This is a genomic window from Pseudoalteromonas sp. S1612, from assembly GCF_005887175.1.
In the GTDB taxonomy this organism is placed as follows: Bacteria; Pseudomonadota; Gammaproteobacteria; order Enterobacterales; family Alteromonadaceae; genus Pseudoalteromonas; species Pseudoalteromonas undina.
Genome location: NZ_PNDH01000011.1, coordinates 33,015 through 54,523, shown reverse-complemented (window position 1 = coordinate 54,523; position 21,509 = coordinate 33,015). Strand labels below are relative to the sequence as shown.

Sequence of the window (21,509 nt, the reverse complement as noted above, 5' to 3'; positions counted from 1 at the left end):
AAGTAACGCTAAACTAAGGATTTAAAATGTCTTCATTAAGTGCACAAAAATGTGAAGCCTGTCATGCAGATGCACCAAAAGTATCTGATGCTGAATTGGCTGAATTAATTAAAAAAATCCCTGACTGGGTGCCAGAAGTACGCGACGGTATTATGCAGTTAGAGCGCGTTTATAAGTTTAAAAACTTTAAACAAGCCATTGCGTTTACCAATAAGGTAGGTGATATGGCTGAAGACGAAGGGCATCACCCGGGTTTATTAACCGAATGGGGCAAAGTAACCGTGACTTGGTGGAGCCATTCAATTAAAGGTCTGCATAAAAATGACTTCATTTGCGCTGCTAAAACAGATGACGTATTTAACGCGCTGTAATTAATTAGATTTGAGTAAATAAAAAGGCACCGCAAAGTGCCTTTTTTTATGTGTGTTTAGTTACTTAGGTTTTATCTGCGTTCAGCATGCCATAGTCACTAGCATTGATAGAAATTGAATGAACCTTTAGTTGTTTATCAGAAAACTTATTTTTGAGAATGTCGATAGTTTTTTCTTGTTGCCTACAAGGCGGACAAGGGCCTACATCCTCATCTATCGAAGTATAAATTAACGTATATTTTTGTTGGGTAAAATCGGGTAATGCTGTTAATAGTTGTTCTAAATTACTTTTAAGTAAATCAGAATCAGGATGGCTTTGTTTATTTTTAAAAATAGATAAAATATTGGGTAAATATTTATCTGAGTAATGCATTAACTCGCCTTTGCTGTTAAATAAAAATATTTGTGGAGCGGTATTATTAATGGGCGACTTAACCATTTGGTAATGCGAGAAGCTATAATTCTCGGCGTACGTGTTACCGCTATACAAAAGTAGTAAGGCTATAATTAATTTGTACATGTTTATCCTTAAGTTAAGTTGTTCCAAGAGTTACTCAGTGTTTTTTTAATCTCTATAGCAATAATAAATACAACCGCTAGCAAAATGATTAAATGCACTATAATTATAGTGTTTAGATCAAAAATAGGCTGCTTGAATAAAAAGTCATTTAGCTTTTCATATTGAGAAAAAAAGACAGTAATAATAATTATATGAGCGACCATAAATGTAATAAAAAACAACCTCAAAAATAAATAACATATTTGATAGCTACGAGCACCTACAGCACGCCTTAGGGCGAGTTCCGTTGATGACTTAGCTGTGAGTTGTTTTATGCTGCTGTAGTTGTATAAAAGTGCAGAAAGTAAAAGAATTATTGCACAGACAATTGTAATTATGAGTAATGCCTTTCTCGGTGCTTGTTCATTTTTTACTAGAGATGAAAGGGGCGTAAGAGATAAATCGTTAAAGCTTACACTTAATGTCTTAAGTGCCTTTTTTAGTTCATTTTCAACATGTTTGATAGGCGTATTGGTTTTAATTATAATTGTTTCAAAACCTGTAAGTGCACTTATTACACTATAGACTATGGGTTGTGCCGGTGTATCTGCTCCTTCGTTATATATATTATTAACAACACCCACCACTTTATGTTTTATTTTCCCTGTATTAAATTGAGCTAATAAATAAGCTTGACTCAACTCTGTGCCTTCAAAGTATTGTTCCCATAAAGCCTTGTTAACTACAACTTTTTGATATTGCTGCCATTGCATACTTTTACCTGAGATAAGCTTAGCGCCAATAGTTTTAAAATACTGAGGGCTTATTCTATGACTTGCAGTGCTGGCACTTTTACCTGAGCTTATAGCTTGCCCGGTAACGGTATACCATTTGCTAAAACCACTGCGTTTCGATAGCGGCGGGACTGAGCTAAGCGATACTTCATCAACAATAGAAATTGAATTTAATTGCTGCATCAATTGTTGGGCGGAGTTATTTGCGTTAAATGCTTCGCTAGATGATTGCGGGAAGCTAAAACTAGCAATTAAAATATTATCAGCAACAAATCCCATATTTTTATTATTTAAATTAATTTGGCTAAATATAACTAAACTACTAATGTAAACACTTGTAATGGCAAGGCTCGTAAGTAATGAAAGTAACGAAAAAACCTGAATTTTTTCGCTTATAGTTGCGCTTTGCCCACGACCAATACTTGTGGTTATCCACTTTCTTTGAAGATAATTAAGCATAAATAAAAATATAGTTATAGAGCCATAAAATATGACGAACTTACTTGATGAAAATGCAATGCTAAGCTGCTTTAAGCTTGGTAATAATAGAGTACTAATGTGATTACTCAGCGGGTAAAGAGCACAAATTACAATTATGAGTAGTAAGCTGGTAAGAGTTATATCAATAATTTGCTGGATAAAAATATGCGTAGTATTTGCTCCGCACAATTTACGAATAGCTTCTTCTTGTTGCTTTTTTATGGATTCAGCGCAATAAAACGCACAAAATGCTATAAAGCTGAATGTTAGCAAAATATAATATAATAATTGTAATAGATTGAGGCGTTTTACCACTTTGTTAAAGTGAGTTGGGTTAATGCCAATGCCATTACTGAATTTAAGCTCGGTGTTATCAAATATAAACATCTCGGTTTGCAAGTGCTTGTTTAGTGGTTTTAAAAAAGCGGCTTCGTTTTTAATGTTCCCTAATATATAAGTAAACGTATCTGGAGTTAGGCTGCTCTCTTGAGGGAGTACTTGTTTAAGCTGATCGTATGGAATAATAAGGTCTGACTTATAATTACGCCTAAAACTTGTAAAAGCCTCTGGCATTACTGCAACAATATTTATGCTTTTTTTATTAACTATAAGTTGTTTGCCAAGAACGTTAGCTGCTCCCTCAAAGTGAGTTTGCCAAAATGAATAACTAATAGCAGCACTTAGTGCGCTGCCTTGCTTTGGAAAATCTAACTGCTCATAGCTACCTACAGTGGGGATTATACCTAATTCTTCATAGCCGCCCGATATGAAGTTTACTTTAGCTGTCTCACTTTCATGGTTAACTGAACGCTTAAATGATAATTCGATTGAACGCTCAAAAATGCCAGTTAGGTTATTGTGTAATAAAGTGATTTCATCAAATATATATCCATCAACGGGTAGGTCCGTTTGAGAATCATTTAAATAAATTTGCTTAATAGCTTGACTGTTATTTATAGCCGTGTAATCAGCCGATAAATACTGACTATGAATATTACTTGTGTTTAAAATTAAACATAATGGAATACTTAGTAATAAGCAGCTGAGCCATAATTTAATATTTGTCTTAGCGTATTTTAGCCAATTAAAAGTTAAATCAATGATTAAGTGACGCATTAATACCCTTGAGCACTTAGATTGCCATCTTGAATATACATGCGCGTTTTTGCCGTCTTAGCATGGTTTTCATCATGTGTTATTAAGCAAATGGTTTTACCTTCGTGATTTAGCTTATTGAGTAACTGATATATTTTATCGCTATTGTTTGAATCTAAATTACCGGTTGGCTCGTCGGCTAAAATAATAGAAGGCTCGTTTATTAATGCTCGAGCAATAGCCACGCGTTGCTGCTGCCCCCCCGATAATTGATTTGGCTTTGTGTTAATAAACTCAAGCATGTTTACTTTATTAAGTGCAGTTTCTACTTTTTTTTGATAATCATGTCTTGATACAGACTTGTTGTAACTAAGTGGCAAAGCAACGTTATCAAAAACGCTTAAATGATTTAATAAATTAAAGTTTTGAAATATAAAGCCAAACTCTCTATTTTTAATAGTGGCAATAGCATCCGGGGTTAGCTCTGCTGTGTTAGTGCCTAAAATAGTGTATTGCCCTTCGCTAGGTAAGTTTAGTAAGCCTAAAATAGAGAGTAGGGTACTTTTACCACTGCCAGAAGTCCCCGAAATTGCAATGTAATCGCCACTGTTTATTTTAAAATTGATAGATTTAAGGGTATTAACTTTGGTATTAGGGTATTGATAAAAAACATTGTTAAATTCGATTAGTGGATAATCCATCAAAAAGCACCTTTTAAATCAAAGTTATTTTCAGTAGCGTAATCAGCTGGTATTAGTAACACATAGTTACCTTTTAGTGGTTCATCTAAGCTTAACGTGTATTGCTCGATCGATTTGTAATTTATATGGGTAAGAATAGCTTTGCTTGATGGCGTTATCTCATAAACCTTCCATTGGCTATGGCTATCAAAGTCACTTGGTTTTTTAATATTTTGCACTGTTATAGATTCTTCAGAATAAATATGAGCTTCTATTGCTTGACTACTTCTAAGCCATGGAGGTGGCGTCTCAATATTTAAAAATACATTAATAGCTCCATCCCTTATTACAGTATCAATATATTCAACCTTGGCTTTTATCGTTCCACTTGGTGTGATTATGTCGGCGTGTTGACCAATTACTAATTGATTAGATGAATATTGAGGAACTTGTATTTTTGCCAGTAGATTATCTGTTTCTATTAACTCAAACAAAGGCTGACCTTGAGTAACTGCTTGGCCTAATTTAGCTAAATGTTGGCTTACAATTCCGTCGAAACTTGACTTAAGAGTGAGTTGCTCTTGGCGTTTATTTAAATAGTTAAGCTTGTTTTTAGCTATACTCATTTTATTATTAAGCGCTATTAATTGTTGATTAAATGCGCCTTTAAATAAGTTAAGTTCTTCTTTTTTAGCGTTTACTTCAAGTTCACTTTGTTTATATAGCATTTCACTTTGCTTAAAGCGAATAGCAGAAATAATACCCTGTTCCATCAAAACATTATTAGCGTTCAATTCAAGTAATTGTTGTTGCAGTGCCATTTGAGCTTTAGATAAATCGACCTTAGCTTGTGAAAGTTTGATTGCTAAGTTGCTCTTATCAATGGCTACTTGTGACTCTAAATTCAGTTGTTCATAGTTAGCGGTATGTATTTCTTGCTCTAATTCGTAGTTAACGAGCTTTGCCAATACTTGGCCTTTTTTTATGATTTGCCCTTCACGAATTGTAAGTGCAGTTATATTGCCTTTTAGAGGCGCAGATAACAGCTCCTTTTGTGTAGGCTCTATAGTGCCAATACCTTTTAGTATATTAGGCGAGGATATTTTAGATATGAGTATTGGTTTCAAATAACGAGCAGGTATTTCATTAGATAACAGCACTACTTTAATTGAATAGCCAAGAGCTATTAACAACAATAAAGCTCCAATAATAAATGGAATTTTCTTTTGTTGTTTTACGATTAAATACTCTTCCATTAGTACAACCTGCTGTCTGCTTTTACTATTTTAAAATAGGGTGAACACGGTTTAAGTTTTCACTTTTTTACATAAAGGGTTTAAGAGGTAGCTAGCTGAGTGAGGTTTTTAGCTAGCAGCCTAATTTTTCACCATCTCGTTCCCAAAACATGTTCAGTTATACCATCAGTAAGTTAATTATGTAAATTTTATTTTAATGCAGCTTAAGGGGAATTTAATCATTTCGTTTACTTATGAAATGAGATAAAAATAACGATTACGTTGTTACACAAAAATGACTTCATTTGCGCTGCTAAAACAGATGATGTACTTAACGCGCTGTAATTAATTAGATTTGAGTAAATAAAAAGGCACTTTACAGTGCCTTTTTTATTTTTAATTACAGTTTTATCAATACTGGCTGTATCAGTTAAGCTTTATCGATATTTAACATGTCATCATGCTCAGCCATATCCCAAGGTAGTTCGCCGGGGCTGTTACCTAAAAAGTGTAAGTAGTTCTCAAACTGATCAAGAATATCCTTCACAATATCATCTTCATTGTAGCCATAAACATCGTACGACAGACCACCACGACGTAAAAATACATCGGCCTTATAATACATTTCAGTATTGTCATTATCTGGGCGCAGCTCTGAGTAAGCAAAGCTTGGCATAGGATGCTCGGTAAGGCGAATATCATAAACAAAATCAACATGCTCATGGCGTAGTACAGTTAAATGAGCGCGTCCTAAATCAGTATCAAATTCGACCACGGCATGCCATTGTCGAGATTTCAACTCTGCTTGTACGGCTTTCATTGCCTCAACGACTACGCTACCAATAAAAGTATGTACTTTTTCTTTATTGGGGTAATTAACCATAGCCGCTAAACGGCGTTTCCAATGGGATAGATCAATATTACGACTATTGAGTGAATGTGCTTGTAGGCTGGTATCGCGATGGCCTTCAATTCTTAGCGCTCGCCAAAGCCCCGCAGTGGCAATTAGCATAATGATAGCAAAGGGTAAGGCACTGGCAATGGTCATGGTTTGCAGTGCACTCAATCCACCAGCCACTAATAAAACAGCCGCCACAGCGCCTTCAAGCACCGCCCAAAACACCCGCTGCCATGCTGGCGTATTAATATTTCCACCTGAAGCGAGTGAGTCGATTACCAAAGAGCCGGAATCAGACGAGGTAACAAAAAAGGTAACAATTAAAATAACCGTGAGTAGCGAAATAAAAAATGAGAGCGGTAACACTTCAAATAATTGAAATAACGCGACGGCATGATTTGCTTGTACATCACCAATGAGCGTATCAAAGCCTTCATTCATTATTAAATTCAGTGCTGTATCGCCAAAAACTGAGAACCATAAAAAAGTAAAAATAGTGGGAACTAACATTACACCAACAACAAATTGCCTAATAGTTCTACCGCGACTAATTTTTGCGATAAACATCCCAACAAACGGCGCCCACGCAATCGTCCAGCCAAATATAAATAAAGTCCAGTTCCCAATCCAATCACTGCGACTATAGGCTTGTAAGTTAAAGGTCCGCTCAACAATACCACTAAGATAACTGCCGGTATTTTGTAAAAACGATTCTAAAATATGAATAGTTGGGCCAATAAAAAATACAAAGGCCATTAATGAAACCGCTAAGGTCATATTCACGATTGATAAACGTTTTACCCCTTTATCCATCCCTGCGATTACAGAGAGCGTTGCTGCGGCGGTAATAATAGCAATCGCGGTAATTTGTACTGTGGTATTAATAGGAATATCGGGCCATAAATAGTGTAGCCCCGCGTTGATTTGAGTTACCGAAAGTCCGAGCGTGGTAGCAATACCAAACAAGGTGCCTAGTATGGCAAATACATCAACGGTATGGCCGATAGGACCATATATTTTATCACCAATTAGTGGATACAAGGCTGAGCGAATAGACAGCGGCAGACCATGACGAAAGGCAAAATAAGCCAGCACTAAACCAACAATTCCATAAATAGCCCAAATATGAAATCCCCAATGGAAAAAGGCAATTTGCATTGCTTGCTTAGCGGCATCCACGGTTTCAGCCGCACCCGATGGCGGGGATGCGTAATGCAGTACTGGCTCGGCTACACCAAAATAAAGTAGCGCTACGCCGTAACCGGCAGAAAATAGCATGGCAAACCACTCACCAAAGCTGTATTGCGGCTGTGCATGATCGGGGCCTAGTTTTATATTCCCCCAACTGGAGGCGGCGACACACACAATAAATACCAAGAAGATAGCGACTGATAACATATAAAACCAGCCAAAGGTTTCTGTTATCCACGCAAGGGCAACACTAAATGCCTGACCTGCGAGTTCAGGGTTACTACTTGTACCAATGACCAAGAGTAGAATAATAAATACTGCAGGCAAAAATACAGGTAGCAAAATAGTTGAGCGTAAAGCAGTTTTTGTCATATTAATCCTTAATATTAATTGCTAACTTTCAAGTATGCTTGCCTACCTTATTATATATTCCGTTTATTGGCTAATTCAGTTGCTTGATTTATATACTTTAAAAAGGACGGTAAAAGTTAATTTATAGGTGTTAGCAAATTGATAACCATACTTTTTAATCCGGCTGTCAGTGACGAGTAGCTCTGTGTAATTTCATCGGCGTTTAACTCAGCTCAGATAAACGTTTATAACTTAAAGCTATAAGCTTTTCTCCCAATTGCATTGCTTTACTAAGTTAAACCAAGGGCTGGTAAACTCTTTAGCGGTAATGGGCTCAGGTAGGGTTAAAGTAACATCAAGCTTTTTAGCTAGATAATGTGCTACTAGCTGTTTCATTTTATCGCTTTCTAATTGCTCGTAAGCTGCTTGCAGCTGATGTTTATCTTTTTGACTTATGAAATCGCCAGTTAAATTTTTGTAGCCTAATTCAAGCCAAAGTAGCTGTGCTTGTTTAGCTTCGTTGGGAAATGCATGGGTTAAAGTTGCCGTTGGAGTATAGAGACGTTCAAAGTTAAGCTGATGTTCTTGAATTAAAAAGACCATTAATAAATTAAGCCCGGTTGAGATTTGCCCCGCGCGTTTATCAATATTTTGGTTAAGGCTTAACGCACTTCTAAAGTAGCGCTCAGCCTCAGTAACACTGCCTTCATCAAGCGCTAAGTAGCCCAAGTTACTTTTTATAAGTGCTGTTATATTAGGAAGCTTTAATTGCGTGGTGAGATCAAGATTATTTAAGTATAAAGCACGCGCTTTAGCAAAGTCATTTTGCGAGCGAGCAACCAGCGCCATACTGTTGGTGAGTGTTAATCGTTGGCGATCGTTGTGCGCATATTTATAAGCACATTTGAATGAGATCTGGGCATCGCTTAAGTATTCAGCATGGCGTAGCCATATTCCCAAGGCACTCATTATGGTGGTCAATTTTTGTTTGAAGTAGTCAGCTTGATGATGCTGAAATATTGCGTCAATCGATTTATAAAGCCGATCGTAATGACTTGTGGGCACGGCTGTTCGGGCATAAAGCAAGTGCCAGCGGATAAATAGCGCAACAGGAGCTGTATTTAGTTCTTTGAGATTTTCAAGAATGATTATTGATTGTGCGGGATTAACAACAAGATAATCTTCGGCTTCGTTAAGTTTAGCTTCAAACGATGTAAAATCATTAGCCATAGCCTGCGTTGAACCAAATAACACCAACCAACCTAAAACGAAAAGGCGCAACAACTTATCCTCGATAATCGAATTATGCGTTTATTCACTATAGATGCAGGTATCTAACAAAGCAACGCGATTAAAGGGTACAGGTTTGTGAGAAGGTATTTTAAAAGCACTAAAAAAGCCCTAAACCTATACAAGCTTAGAGCTTTTTCTGTATGTAATTAAATTTTAGCGAATACACTTAACTTTAATATGTTGTTGGGTTTCGTTTTACTCAACCCAATCCACGTTTAATATTAACCTGCTTAGCGCTTACAGCTAAAAACTTACAACTGCTTTTTAATCATCAATTGAGCGAAGCAGAGCGTTAATGCCTACTTTTTCGCGTGTTTGTTGATCAACTTTTTTCACAATAATCGCAGCGTATAAACTATGCGTGCCATCTTTTGAAGGCAGAGCACCTGGAACCACAACAGCACCAGCAGGTACGCGACCATAATGAATTTCACCGGTTTCACGGTCATAAATACGGGTACTTTGGCTAATGTAAACACCCATTGAAATAACCGCACCTTCTTCAACGATAACGCCTTCAACAATTTCTGAACGTGCGCCAATAAAGCAATTGTCTTCAATGATGGTAGGATTTGCTTGTAGCGGCTCTAAAACACCGCCTATGCCCACACCGCCTGATAAGTGTACATTCTTACCAATTTGAGCACATGAACCTACAGTGGCCCATGTATCAACCATAGTGCCTTCATCAACATAGGCACCAATGTTTACATACGATGGCATTAGTACCACGTTTTTCCCTACAAAGCTGCCTTTACGGGCAACGGCGTTGGGTACTACGCGCATGCCGCCTTGTTGAAACTGTTCTGGTGTGTAGTCGCTAAATTTAAGCGGTACTTTGTCGTAAAATTGATTTACGCCATCATTCATTGGTTGGTTTTCACGAATTCTAAATGAAAGTAGTACGGCTTTTTTAAGCCATTGATGAACAACCCATTCGCCAGAAATTTTTTCTGCAACACGCGCTGCGCCACTATCTAATAGCTCAAGTGCATCAATAATTGCTTGTTTAACATCGCTTGATACGGTTGTTGGGCTAATGCTGTCGCGGTTATCCCACGCATTTTCAATCATGGTTTTTAAATCTGACATAGTGTCCTCTTATTCAATTTCGGCGTTGAGTTTTTTACGTAATGCCTGATGAATTTTTGCTTGCTCTTCATCAGTCAGCGATTGATATTCGTTATTAGATACCACAAAGAAATCTTCTGCACGCTCGCCTACCGTGGTAATGCGTGCGGCATGTATGTGGAGTAAGTAAGCTTGAAAAACCTCGGCTATTTTAGTTAACAGCCCAGGTATATCAACCGCTTGAATTTCTATTAAACTACGGTCCTTACGAGGGTGCGGGCGCAGTACAATTTTTGGTTTAATATTAAAGTCTTTAAAGCGTTGTGAACGGCTCTTTTTAAAGCGTATTTTTTTACGTGGATCACTTAATGCTTGCTCTAATCCGCGTTTAATCGATTGCGCACGGCTACTGGCAATTGGGTCTCCGCTAACTTCTAAAATAACAAAGTTGAACAGTACGTAGCCATCTTTGGTGGTCAGTACTTGGGCGTGTTGAATTTGTGCTTTTTTAGAGCCAATAACACTGACTAATCGAGCAAATAGCGCACCTGAATAAGGACTATATGCAAATACTTGGGTGCCGCCATGCATTGCTTTATTTGAGACAATAACACTGGGTAGGCTCAAATCGGTGCATTTTAGTAAATGCTCCGTATGCCACGAAATCTGTTGCTCACTAAAAGCGGTAAAGTAATTGGCTTTAAAGCGGCTCCAAATTAAGTCAATTTGATCTTCATGGTAATGCAAATTAATCAAGCGCTGTTTAGCTTGATGCTTTTTATCTCGAATTTGGTCGCGTTGATCCATAGGATTTTCAAGGCCAAGGCGCAAAGCACGTTGTGTATGCAAGTAAAGCTCGCGTAGTAGAGTGTTTTTCCAGTCATTCCACAAGTTGTCATTAGTGGCGCGTATATCGGCGACGGTTAAACAATAGAGATAATCGAGCTGGCGCTCTGTTTTTACTCGCGATGCAAAATCTTTTATTACGTCTGGATCGTTTATATCTTTACGCTGCGCCGTTACCGACATGAGTAAGTGGTTACTAACAAGCCAAGAAATTAACTTACCATCTGATGATGCAAAACCATGCAATTTAGAAAAAGCAATGGCATCAACAGCGCCCAGTTCAGAGTGATCGCCCCCACGGCCCTTAGCAATATCGTGGAAAATACCGGCTAAATACAGTAGCTCTGGTTTATCCATACGCGTGACGATTTCGCTGCAAATTGGGAATTCGCTAATCCCGGTTTTATCAAAATACTGATAAATATTATTGATCAGCTTGTGGGTGTGTTCATCAACTGTGTAGGCATGAAACAAATCAAACTGCATTTGGCCAAAAATATTTCGCCACTGCGGCAAATAGGCGGCAATCATGCCGTGTTTGTGCATCAGCGTAAAAGCACGTCCCATGCCATTAGGATGCTTTATGATTCGTAAAAAAGCTTCTCGACAGGCTGCGTAGTCTTGTAGGTCGCCTAATAAACGGCGACGAACTTGGCGAATAGTGCGAATTGTGCTTGGGTATATATGGGTAATTTCAGGGTGGTCAGCAATATGCTCAAACAACACAAAAAGTTGATCGCGTCTAAAGAATACAGACGGACTTTTTACCCGAATTTGATGGCCAACGCGCTCAAAGTTACGATCAAGCTCTTCAACGGTAGCTTGACTGCTGTCTGGCGAAATACTTTGCTCAAAGTACGAAAGCAACATTTGGTTAAGCTCACGTACTCGGCTCATGATTCTGAATAAGCGTTTCATCATGCGCTCAACCGAGGCCTTACCATCGCTACCAAAGCCCAAAATTTCTGCAGCTTGGGGTTGGTGATCAAACAATAAGCGGTTTTCTGAACGTTCTGCAGCTAAATGTAACGCAAAGCGGATATTCCATAAATTTTCAAGACACTCTAACAGCTCTTGATATTCCTCATGGGTCAGGTAGCCGTGACTAATTAGCTCTTGCAGAGTTTCGGCCCTAAAGTGCTTTTTAGCGACCCAAATAATAGTTTGCAGGTCGCGAAGACCCCCTGGGTTTTCTTTTATATTTGGTTCTAAATTGTAGGCAGTACCGTGGCACTTTCTGTGACGCAGGTTTTGTTCTTGTACTTTTGCGACAAAAAATTCACCTGAGCCCCATACTGGTGTTTCAATAATATGGTTTTTGAGTTTTTCAAACTCAATATGATTGCCAAAAATAAGACGGCTTTCTAATAAGCTGGTGGCAAAGGTAACGTCTTCACGTTTTTGATCTATGGCTTGTTCAATAGTACGAACACTATGACCTATCTCGAGATTAAGATCCCATAACATAGTAACGAATTGGCCGATTTTTTCGCAAATATCATCATTAGGCTGTTTCGTAACAAGTAATAAAAAGTCTATATCAGAGTAGGGATGTAGCTCGCCACGACCATAACCACCTACTGCAATTAAAGCCAAGTCTGGTTCGTGAGCTAAATCATAAACCTGAAAAAGTTTGATTAGCAGCCGGTCAATAAATTCTGCACGGGCATTAATTAATTTACCAACAGGTTGTTTTGAGAATTCATTATGCAACCATTTATAGAAATAGGCGGAGCAATCACGGTAATCGCTTAATTGCTCAGCATCATTGAGCAACTTTTTTACTTTGTTAGGTAATGCCACTTAGGCTGGCTCCTATATATGGACTGCATTGAAATTTATTTTTATAATATATTTGCTGTAAGGACAATAACTTATGTTATCCCCTTACAGCAAACCGCTTAAGCGATATACGGCAAATCTGTTACTATCGCGATTAAGCGCGCACTTAATTAGTGCTCGATAACTCTATCGATTGTATCATCTGATCGTAGTGTTAAAATTTCAACACCATTTTCAGTTACAAGTAAGGTGTGTTCCCACTGAGCTGATAAACTACGGTCTTTTGTTACCACAGTCCAGTCGTCTTTAAGTAATTTACATTGGCGTTTGCCCGCATTTACCATAGGTTCGATGGTTAAACACATACCTGCTTTTAATGTTTCGCCAGTACCTGCTTTACCGTAATGCATTACTTGTGGTTCTTCATGGAACTCGCTGCCGATACCATGGCCGCAGTATTCACGTACGATAGAGTAGTTAAAGCTCTCTGCATATTTTTGAATAGCGGCACCAATATCACCAAGGCGAACACCCGGTTTTACCATTTTAATGGCAAGGTAAAGACTTTCTTGAGTAACTTCTGCCAAGCGTTTACCTTGAATATTAGGCGTGCCTACATGAAACATCTTTGATGTGTCACCGTGGTAACCATCTTTGATAACGGTGATGTCAATATTTACACTGTCACCGTCTTTTAATGCTTTGTCGTTCGGAATACCGTGACAAATTACATGATTTACTGAGGTACAAATTGATTTTGGAAAACCATGATAATTAAGAGGAGCAGGAACGGCATCTTGCACATTAACAATATAATCATGACAAATTGTATTTAGCTCATCGGTGGTGATACCTGGTACCACATGTGGTTCGATCATTTCTAGCACATCAGCAGCCAAACGGCCGGCTACACGCATTTTCTCGATTTCTTCAGGGGTCTTAATCACAGCGCTCATTGAGGCTCCAAAGTTGCGTTTTTAGATGATTATCGTCGCACAATTTTTGCACGAGACGTTGAGTATTTATTTTTAATATGGTATAAAGCGCGCCGTCTTTTTACAAATAAATTCTTAAATGATTTTTTGTATTTAAGGCAAACACAATTTTATTTTAACACACACACGTATCGTCACATACACTTGGGTGCATTTCAGTTTCATTTAACTGCGGTGTTGGTGCTATGGGATATGTGGAGGCCTAACCCTAAACAACTTAGAGGATTTACAAAATGGCAAACGTTTCAATGCGCGATATGCTTCAAGCTGGTGTTCACTTCGGTCACCAAGCACGTTACTGGAACCCAAAGATGAAGCCTTTCATCTTCGGCGCACGTAACCGTGTACATATCATCAACCTTGAGCAAACTGTACCAATGTTCAACACTGCACTTAAGTTTTTATCTGGTGCTGCTGCAAACAAAGGTAAAGTTCTTTTCGTTGGTACTAAGCGCGCAGCAAGCGAAGCAGTAAAAGAAGCTGCTTTACAAAGCGATCAATTCTTCGTTAACCACCGTTGGTTAGGCGGCATGTTGACTAACTGGAAAACAGTTCGTCAATCAATCAAGCGTCTTAAAGACCTTGAAGCTCAAAGCCAAGACGGTACTTTCGAGAAGTTAACTAAGAAAGAAGCGTTAATGCTTACTCGTGAAATGGAAAAGCTTGAAAAGAGCCTTGGTGGTATTAAAAACATGGGTGGCCTTCCAGACGCTATCTTTGTAATCGATGCTGACCACGAGCACATTGCTATCCGTGAAGCTAACAACCTAGGTATCCCAGTTGTTGCAATCGTTGATACTAACTCTAACCCAGACGGTGTTGATTACATCGTACCTGGTAACGATGATGCTATCCGTGCAATCAACCTTTACACTAGTGCTGTTGCAGCTGCGATCACTGAAGGCCGTGAGAGTAACATCGTTGCTCAAGCTGAAAAAGATGACTTCGTAGAAGCTGAGTAATTAGCTGTCATCAAGTCTTCATCTTTTAAAGGTGAAGACTTGCTATTCTTGTGGAGCGGGTAACCCGCTTATCTAAACCTGATTTCAGATTTGAGGATTTACTAATGGCTGTAACTACTGCCCTAGTTAAAGAATTACGCGAGCGTACTGGCGCTGGCATGATGGATTGTAAAAAAGCGTTAACTGAGACTGATGGTGACATCGAGTTAGCGATTGAAAACATGCGTAAGAGCGGTGCTGCAAAGGCTGCTAAAAAAGCAGGTAATATTGCTGCTGAAGGTACTATCATCATCAAGCAAAACGCGGGTGTTGCAGTACTTGTAGAAGTTAACTGTCAAACTGACTTCGTTGCTAAAGATGCAAGCTTCCTAGCATTTGCTAACAAAGTTGCAGATGCTGCTATCGCTGACACTACATCTATCGAAGACTTACAAGCTAAGTTCGAAGAAGATCGTGTTGAGCTAGTAACTAAAATTGGTGAAAACATCAATGTACGTCGTCTTCAGTACATCACTGGTGAACAACTAGTTGAGTACCGTCACGGCGAGCGTATTGGTGTTGTTGTTGCAGGTGTTGCTGATGAAGAAACACTTAAGCACGTTGCAATGCACGTTGCTGCTTCAAACCCAGACTACCTAACTCCAGATGACGTACCTGCTGATGTTGTTGAAAAAGAAAAGCAAGTACAAATCGACATCGCGATGAACGAAGGCAAGCCTGCTGAAATCGCTGAGAAGATGGTTGTTGGTCGTATGAAGAAATTTACTGGTGAGGTTTCTCTTACTGGTCAAGCTTTCATCATGGAACCGAAAAAATCTGTTGGCGAAATTCTTAAAGAGAAAAACGCAACAGTTACTGGCTTTGTACGTATGGAAGTTGGTGCAGGTATCGAGAAGAAAGAAGAAGATTTTGCTGCTGAAGTTGCTGCTCAAATTGCAGCTGCTAAAGGTCAGTAAGACATACTATTTGTGATGCAAAAGGAAAATACATGCAATTAAAGTACTATTTGCTTTTGCGTCACGCTTAGAAATTCTTTAAAATAACCGCGCTTTTATGTTTAACATAAGCGCGGTTATTTTTTATCCATAATTCAATAAAAGTTGGCCCCAAAACTATGACTATCAATCGCAAACCTATTTTTAGACGTGTTCTTCTCAAATTAAGTGGTGAAGCTTTAATGGGAGACGAAGGCTTCGGCATCGACCCTAAAGTTTTAGATCGTATGGCACAAGAAATTAAAGAGCTCGTAGAACTCGACGTAGAAGTGGGTTTAGTTATTGGTGGCGGTAACTTTTTACGCGGTGGCTCATTAGCCGAAGCGGGCATGAATCGCGTTGTTGGTGACCACATGGGGATGCTTGCAACCGTAATGAACGGCCTAGCTATGCGTGATGCGCTACACCGTGCGTTTGTAAATTGTCGCTTAATGTCAGCTATCCCATTAAATGGCGTATGTGATGCCTATAACTGGGCTGAAGCTATTAGCTTGTTGAAAACAGGTCGCGTTGTTATTTTTGCCGCTGGCACAGGTAACCCGTTCTTCACTACTGACTCTGCAGCGTGTTTACGCGGCATTGAGATTGAAGCTGATACGGTAATTAAAGCGACCAAAGTAGACGGTGTATTTAGTGATGATCCGGTGAAAAACCCTGATGCGACACTTTACCGTCACTTAAGCTACAATGAAATTATTGATAAAGAATTAAAAGTAATGGATTTAGCGGCATTTACTCTTGCTCGCGACCATAATATGCCATTGAGCGTATTTAATATGAATAAATCAGGCGCATTAAAACGCGTAATAATGGGTGAAGAAGAAGGAACCCTTATTTCTTCACAAGCCTCAGATGAAGTTAGTAACTAGATTAGGATTAAACCGTGATTAACGATATTCAAAAAGATGCGCAAGAGCGCATGCAAAAAAGTGTAGCAGCACTTGGTAGTCAATTATCTAAAATTCGTACTGGCCGTGCTCATCCTGCAATTTTAGACGGCATTATGGTGTCGTACTACGGCGCTCCAACACCGTTAAACCAAGTTGCAAATGTAACTATTGAAGATTCACGCACACTGGCTATTGGTGTATTTGATAAGTCTTTAGCGCAAGCTGTTGAAAAAGCTATTATGGCTTCTGACCTTGGTTTAAACCCAATGTCTGCAGGCACAGTTATTCGTGTACCTCTTCCTCCATTGACTGAAGAACGTCGTAAAGATTTAATTAAAATCGTACGTGGCGAAGTAGAAGGCGGACGTGTTGCTATTCGTAATATTCGTCGTGATGCAAATGGCGATATTAAAAACTTATTAAAAGATAAAGACATCTCTGAAGACGAAGCACGTCAAGGTGAAGATGCAATTCAAAAAATCACTGATAAGTTTATTAAAGAAATGGATACACAATTAACAGCGAAAGAAGCTGAGTTGATGGAAATCTAATAACTGTTCTAGACCTAGGCAAACAGCTTTAGCTAAATAATTAAGCCGCTTTTCACAAGTATTCGCACTTTACTTTAATTGTGTGATTTTAAAGAGTAACAGAATGTATTTTCTCTTTACTAGTGGCTCGATTATCAGTAAATACAAGGTTGTTAGCTGTATAATTATTTGCTTAAAGTAGATTTATTATCACGGGTACAGGTTAAATTTATTAGTTTTGAAACGCCGTCTGGGGTATACTAGGCGGCGTTTTTTTATGGAATACACAAAATTTATGGTTCTAGACGCTGATACAATTTCACAGCAATGTTTGCCTAAACATGTTGCCATCATCATGGATGGAAACGGGCGTTGGGCACAAGCCAGAAATAGGCCTCGTGTATATGGGCATAAAAAAGGCGTGGATGCAGTTCGTCAATCTGTGCAGTTTTGTACTAAATTAGGGATACAATCGTTAACCTTATTTGCTTTTAGTAGTGAAAACTGGCGCCGCCCTGAAGACGAAGTAAATACATTAATGGAGCTTTTTTTATTTGTACTAAGTAAAGAAGTTAAAAAGCTGCATAAAAATAACGTAAAACTAACCATCATTGGAGATTTATCTCGATTCTCTGAAAGCTTGCGTGCGAAAGTACATACTGCGCAAGAACTAACAGCGAATAACACCGGTCTGCACTTAAATGTAGCGGCAAATTACGGTGGTCGCTGGGATATGACTCATGCTGCTAAGCAGGTTGCTTTACAAGTAGCAAATGGGGAACTTGATCCCGCAGACATTACAGAAGAACATATTGCACAGCATATGAGTATGGCAGATCAGGCACAGCCAGATTTATTGATCCGTACTGGTGGCGATGTCAGAATTAGTAATTTTTTACTTTGGCAGGCAGCCTACGCTGAACTTTATTTTACCAATACACTTTGGCCTGACTTTAACGAAGCTGCTTTTGCAGAGGCCATCGCATGTTACGTTGCCAGAGAGCGACGTTTTGGTTGCACGGGCGAACAAATAAAACAATTACTCGCTCAAACCTAAAATAGATTAAGGGTCATCATTTTGTTAAAACAACGTATTTTAACCTCACTAGTGCTAGCACCATTAGCACTGGCTTTGGTTTTTTACACCCCACTAACGTTATTTAGTTATTTTGCGGGTGCTATTGTATTAATGGGCGCATGGGAATGGTCTGCTTTTATGGGGCTATGCGATAAACTAAAGCGCGGTGCGTTTGTATTGTTAGTTGCAGTATTACTCGGTTTACTTAATTTACATTGGCCGATAGAAACTCTATGGCAGAACGGCAAGCTTGTAGGTGATGCCAATTACTTATTTACCTTATCGTTTTCATGGTGGTTAGTTGCAAGTTATTTAGTGTGGCGTTACCCCGCTATGGCTAAAGGCTGGAATGAAGGGCTCGTGATGCGCGGTATTGCAGGTTTACTGACATTGGTACCACTGTGGCTTGCGCTTAACACCCTTCGAAGTGCGCAATATACAGAATCAACACACTATGGTTCTATGCTGATTTTAGTGGTTCTAGGTATTGTATGGAGTGCCGATATTGGCGCTTACTTTACCGGTAAAAGTTTCGGTAAACATAAGTTAATGCCTAAAGTTAGTCCAAATAAAACCATAGAAGGCCTCGCCGGTGGCGTGGTTGCTGCGGTGTTATTTGTATTGGCTTTTTGTTTTTACACTAACGTTGATACTTCTGTGTGGCCAATTTATGCAGTAATGACAGCATTTATTGCTTTGTTCTCTGCGGTAGGTGATTTACTCGAGAGTATGTTTAAACGTGAAGCGGGTCTTAAAGATAGCGGCAGTTGCCTACCTGGGCACGGCGGTATTTTAGACCGTATTGATAGCTTAACTGCAGCAGCGCCGATGTTTGTTATTTGCTTTGCCTGGACACTGAGTTTATGAGTGTAGTGCAACAACTGGTTATTTTGGGTGCAACGGGGTCTATAGGTCTTAGCACGTTAGATGTTGTTGCAAGAAATCAACAGCAGTTCAAGGTGTTCGCATTGGCCGCAGGGCAAAATGCAAAGAAAATGGCTGAGTTGTGTCTTGCTCATCAACCTCGCTATGCTGTTATGGCTTCAGAGCAAGCCGCTAAGCAGCTTAGTGAACTTTTAAAAGGCATGTGTAAAACACAAGTAATGCATGGCGAGAAAGCCATGAGTGAGCTTTGTGCGCATGTTGATGTTGATACTGTGATGTCAGCTATCGTTGGTGCAGCTGGGTTACTGCCTACCTTGAGCGCAGTTGAAGCAGGAAAAAAAGTACTGCTGGCAAACAAAGAGTCATTGGTGATGTCGGGTCAGTTGTTTATTGATAAAGTGAAACAACATCAAGCAACTTTATTACCCATCGACAGCGAACATAATGCTATTTTTCAGTGTTTACCTAGTACGTTACAAAACACCCAAGGACAAGCACGGCTTGAGCAGCATGGCGTTAGCAAAATTTTATTAACTGGCTCTGGTGGCCCATTTTTAAACCGTGATATTAATACGCTTGATAGCGTTAGTGTCAGTGAAGCGGTTGCTCACCCTAATTGGTCTATGGGACAAAAAATATCAGTAGACTCAGCCACAATGATGAACAAGGGCTTAGAGTTTATTGAGGCTAAATGGTTATTTAACTGTGATGCCAGCGATATTGATGTGGTGATTCACCCACAAAGTATTATCCACTCTATGGTGCAATACCAAGATGGTTCTATTTTAGCGCAAATGGGAAACCCCGATATGCGCACCCCTATAGCACATGCGCTTGCCTTTCCACAGCGAATTGATGCGGGTGTTAAACCGTTAAATTTTTCTGATATTTGTGATTTTTCGTTCACTAAACCTGACTTTTCTCGTTACCCTAATTTAAAATTAGCAATTGCTGCGTGTGATGCGGGACAGGGTGCAACTACTACGGTGAATGCGGCTAATGAAATGGCTGTAAATGCATTTTTGCAGGGACAAATTAGTTTTACCGATATTTATAAAGTGAATGCGAAAACGTTAGAGGCTGCAAAGTTCACCAATGTGCAAACGCTTGATGAAATTTTAGAGTGTGATCGTTTAGCACGTTTGAGCGCAGCGCAGTTTATAACCAAAGTGGTGCATTAAAATGTTCGATTTTTTTTGGAATTTAGGCTCATTTATACTCGCACTCGGAATTTTAGTGACCGTTCACGAATACGGTCATTTTTGGGTGGCTCGTAAGGCGGGCGTTAAGGTACTGCGCTTTTCAATTGGTTTTGGTAAACCTTTATTAAAATGGCACGATAAATACAATACTGAATACGTGATCGCGGCAATCCCACTCGGTGGTTACGTAAAAATGTTAGACGAGCGTGTTGATGAAGTACCCGCAAATCAACGTCATTTATCGTTTAATGCTAAATCTGTTCAAGCGCGAATAGCTATTGTGGCTGCTGGGCCTATGGCGAACTTTTTATTTGCTATTTTTGCTTTAGCGGCCATGTATATGGTGGGTGTGCAAACCATAAAACCGGTTGTAGGTAATGTTGTTGAAGGCAGTAGAGCAGAACAAGCAGGCATTACGTCTACTCAGCAAATAATTAAAATTGGTGATGACGATATTACTAATTGGCAAGATGCGACTTTTTCTTTGATGTCGCACTTGGGTGATAAAAGTGTTGCCGTTACTTTACGTAATGAAAATTATCAACAAACAACGCAAATTCTCAACCTCGATGGTTGGAAGCTTGATCAGCAAGATGTACCGCCATTGAGCTCGTTGGGGATTGTGCCGTTTCGCCCTCAAGCAACACTCACTATTGCGGCGATTACTAAAGACTCTGCTGCTGAACAGGCAAATTTACAGGTTAACGACATTATTCTGGCTGTAAACGGCGAAACAATGAGCAGTTGGCAGCAATTAGTTAATCTTATTACTCAATCGGCTAACAAATCCTTACAATTTAGTGTAAAAAGACAAGATAGTATAAAAACAATAATAGTGACCCCAAACAGCCGAGTTGTCAGTAATGGTGTTGAACAAGGCTTTTTAGGTGTTGCTCCGGTTGTAGAGCAGTGGCCTGATGATTTTGTTGAGACTAGACATTATGGGCCACTAGATAGTATTGTGCTGGGCACAAAAGAAACATGGCGTTTAATTACGCTGAGTTTTGACATGATAGGTAACTTAATTACTGGTCAAGTATCAGTAAAAAATTTAAGTGGGCCCGTCGGCATTGCAGTCGGTGCCGGCACAAGTGTTAGTTACGGATTAGTCGCATTTTTAAGCTTTTTAGCTTTGATCAGCGTTAATTTGGGAGTATTTAATTTACTTCCTCTGCCAGTGCTTGATGGTGGGCACTTAATGTATTACATAATTGAACTTTTTCGTAAAAAACCAGTCTCTGAAAAGACACAAGAGTTTGGTTTTAAAGTGGGAGCCTTGCTACTCATTTTTCTAACATGTTTCGCTTTGTTCAATGATGTATCGCGCTTGTAGTATTTAAGCGTGGTGACGACAAATTAGAACACGATTGTAAAGCTCGTAACTAT

At 39.2% G+C, this 21,509-nt stretch carries 18 protein-coding genes and 1 pseudogene; 10 read left to right on the top strand and 9 right to left on the bottom strand.

The features are described from left to right. Nucleotides 1-26: 26 nt before the first annotated feature. The gene (locus tag CWB78_RS05380) at nt 27-371 is read left to right on the top strand and encodes a 4a-hydroxytetrahydrobiopterin dehydratase (RefSeq protein WP_008111000.1); all 345 of its coding nucleotides are present in this window, start codon (nt 27-29) and stop codon (nt 369-371) included. Nucleotides 372-435: 64 nt separating this feature from the next. Here the strand turns inward: CWB78_RS05380 and CWB78_RS05375 are convergent, their stop codons facing one another. From CWB78_RS05375 to CWB78_RS05360, 4 genes are read right to left on the bottom strand one after another with little or no spacing between them, the layout of a single operon-like run. Continuing rightward, nucleotides 436-891, bottom strand: a complete 456-nt coding sequence (locus tag CWB78_RS05375) for a hypothetical protein (RefSeq protein ID WP_138594540.1) — start codon at nt 889-891, stop codon at nt 436-438. Between the two features lie 8 nt (nt 892-899). Further along, the gene (locus CWB78_RS05370) at nt 900-3,260 is read right to left on the bottom strand and encodes an ADOP family protein (RefSeq protein ID WP_138594538.1); all 2,361 of its coding nucleotides are present in this window, start codon (nt 3,258-3,260) and stop codon (nt 900-902) included. Then, the gene (locus tag CWB78_RS05365; RefSeq protein ID WP_138594536.1) at nt 3,260-3,940 is read right to left on the bottom strand and encodes an ABC transporter ATP-binding protein; all 681 of its coding nucleotides are present in this window, start codon (nt 3,938-3,940) and stop codon (nt 3,260-3,262) included. The genes CWB78_RS05370 and CWB78_RS05365 overlap by 1 nt, the downstream gene beginning before the upstream one ends. Further along, nucleotides 3,940-5,175, bottom strand: a complete 1,236-nt coding sequence (locus CWB78_RS05360; RefSeq protein WP_055013470.1) for an HlyD family secretion protein — start codon at nt 5,173-5,175, stop codon at nt 3,940-3,942. The genes CWB78_RS05365 and CWB78_RS05360 overlap by 1 nt, the downstream gene beginning before the upstream one ends. Nucleotides 5,176-5,421: 246 nt before the next feature. Here CWB78_RS05360 and CWB78_RS19140 point away from each other — a divergent pair. Then, nucleotides 5,422-5,499, top strand: a pseudogene (locus CWB78_RS19140) (4a-hydroxytetrahydrobiopterin dehydratase); the annotation flags it as partial. Between the two features lie 85 nt (nt 5,500-5,584). Here CWB78_RS19140 and CWB78_RS05355 read toward each other — a convergent pair. The 5 genes from CWB78_RS05355 to map all read right to left on the bottom strand — a co-directional run bounded on the left by CWB78_RS05355 (nt 5,585) and on the right by map (nt 13,542). After that, on the bottom strand, nt 5,585-7,615 hold the full coding sequence (locus tag CWB78_RS05355; protein ID WP_138594534.1) for a BCCT family transporter: 2,031 nt from the start codon (nt 7,613-7,615) through the stop codon (nt 5,585-5,587). Between the two features lie 237 nt (nt 7,616-7,852). Next, nucleotides 7,853-8,875, bottom strand: coding sequence for a tetratricopeptide repeat protein (locus tag CWB78_RS05350; protein ID WP_138594532.1), 1,023 nt, complete (start codon nt 8,873-8,875; stop codon nt 7,853-7,855). Nucleotides 8,876-9,151: 276 nt separating this feature from the next. Continuing rightward, nucleotides 9,152-9,979, bottom strand: coding sequence for a 2,3,4,5-tetrahydropyridine-2,6-dicarboxylate N-succinyltransferase (gene dapD, locus CWB78_RS05345; RefSeq protein ID WP_010388107.1), 828 nt, complete (start codon nt 9,977-9,979; stop codon nt 9,152-9,154). Between the two features lie 9 nt (nt 9,980-9,988). Continuing rightward, nucleotides 9,989-12,607, bottom strand: a complete 2,619-nt coding sequence (gene glnD / locus CWB78_RS05340) for a [protein-PII] uridylyltransferase (protein ID WP_010388109.1) — start codon at nt 12,605-12,607, stop codon at nt 9,989-9,991. 149 nt (nt 12,608-12,756) lie between these two features. Next, nucleotides 12,757-13,542 carry a type I methionyl aminopeptidase gene (map, locus tag CWB78_RS05335; protein ID WP_138594530.1) on the bottom strand — a complete coding sequence of 262 codons (786 nt, stop codon included), beginning with the start codon at nt 13,540-13,542 and terminating at the stop codon, nt 12,757-12,759. Nucleotides 13,543-13,814: 272 nt separating this feature from the next. Between map and rpsB the strand changes: the two genes are divergently transcribed. The 8 genes from rpsB to rseP all read left to right on the top strand — a co-directional run bounded on the left by rpsB (nt 13,815) and on the right by rseP (nt 21,456). Further along, nucleotides 13,815-14,543 carry a 30S ribosomal protein S2 gene (gene rpsB / locus CWB78_RS05330; protein ID WP_008110990.1) on the top strand — a complete coding sequence of 243 codons (729 nt, stop codon included), beginning with the start codon at nt 13,815-13,817 and terminating at the stop codon, nt 14,541-14,543. A gap of 104 nt (nt 14,544-14,647) precedes the next feature. Then, complete coding sequence (tsf, locus tag CWB78_RS05325; protein WP_010388114.1) at nt 14,648-15,499, top strand: translation elongation factor Ts; 852 nt, start codon at nt 14,648-14,650, stop codon at nt 15,497-15,499. Between the two features lie 158 nt (nt 15,500-15,657). Continuing rightward, a complete protein-coding gene (pyrH, locus tag CWB78_RS05320; RefSeq protein ID WP_016899281.1) occupies nt 15,658-16,407 on the top strand; it encodes a UMP kinase in 750 nt (249 codons plus the stop codon). A gap of 50 nt (nt 16,408-16,457) precedes the next feature. After that, complete coding sequence (frr, locus tag CWB78_RS05315) at nt 16,458-16,979, top strand: ribosome recycling factor (protein WP_218651693.1); 522 nt, start codon at nt 16,458-16,460, stop codon at nt 16,977-16,979. Between the two features lie 256 nt (nt 16,980-17,235). Then, nucleotides 17,236-18,015: an undecaprenyl pyrophosphate synthase gene (gene uppS, locus CWB78_RS05310; RefSeq protein ID WP_010388117.1), complete on the top strand. Its 780-nt coding sequence runs from the start codon at nt 17,236-17,238 to the stop codon at nt 18,013-18,015. Nucleotides 18,016-18,036: 21 nt separating this feature from the next. After that, nucleotides 18,037-18,903, top strand: coding sequence for a phosphatidate cytidylyltransferase (locus tag CWB78_RS05305; protein ID WP_055012767.1), 867 nt, complete (start codon nt 18,037-18,039; stop codon nt 18,901-18,903). Then, the gene (gene ispC / locus CWB78_RS05300) at nt 18,900-20,102 is read left to right on the top strand and encodes a 1-deoxy-D-xylulose-5-phosphate reductoisomerase (protein WP_041709713.1); all 1,203 of its coding nucleotides are present in this window, start codon (nt 18,900-18,902) and stop codon (nt 20,100-20,102) included. Before CWB78_RS05305 ends, ispC begins: the two co-directional genes overlap by 4 nt. A 1-nt stretch (nt 20,103) precedes the next feature. After that, nucleotides 20,104-21,456 (top strand): sigma E protease regulator RseP, encoded by a 1,353-nt coding sequence (gene rseP / locus CWB78_RS05295; RefSeq protein WP_138594528.1) that lies wholly within the window; start codon nt 20,104-20,106, stop codon nt 21,454-21,456. Nucleotides 21,457-21,509: the final 53 nt, after the last annotated feature.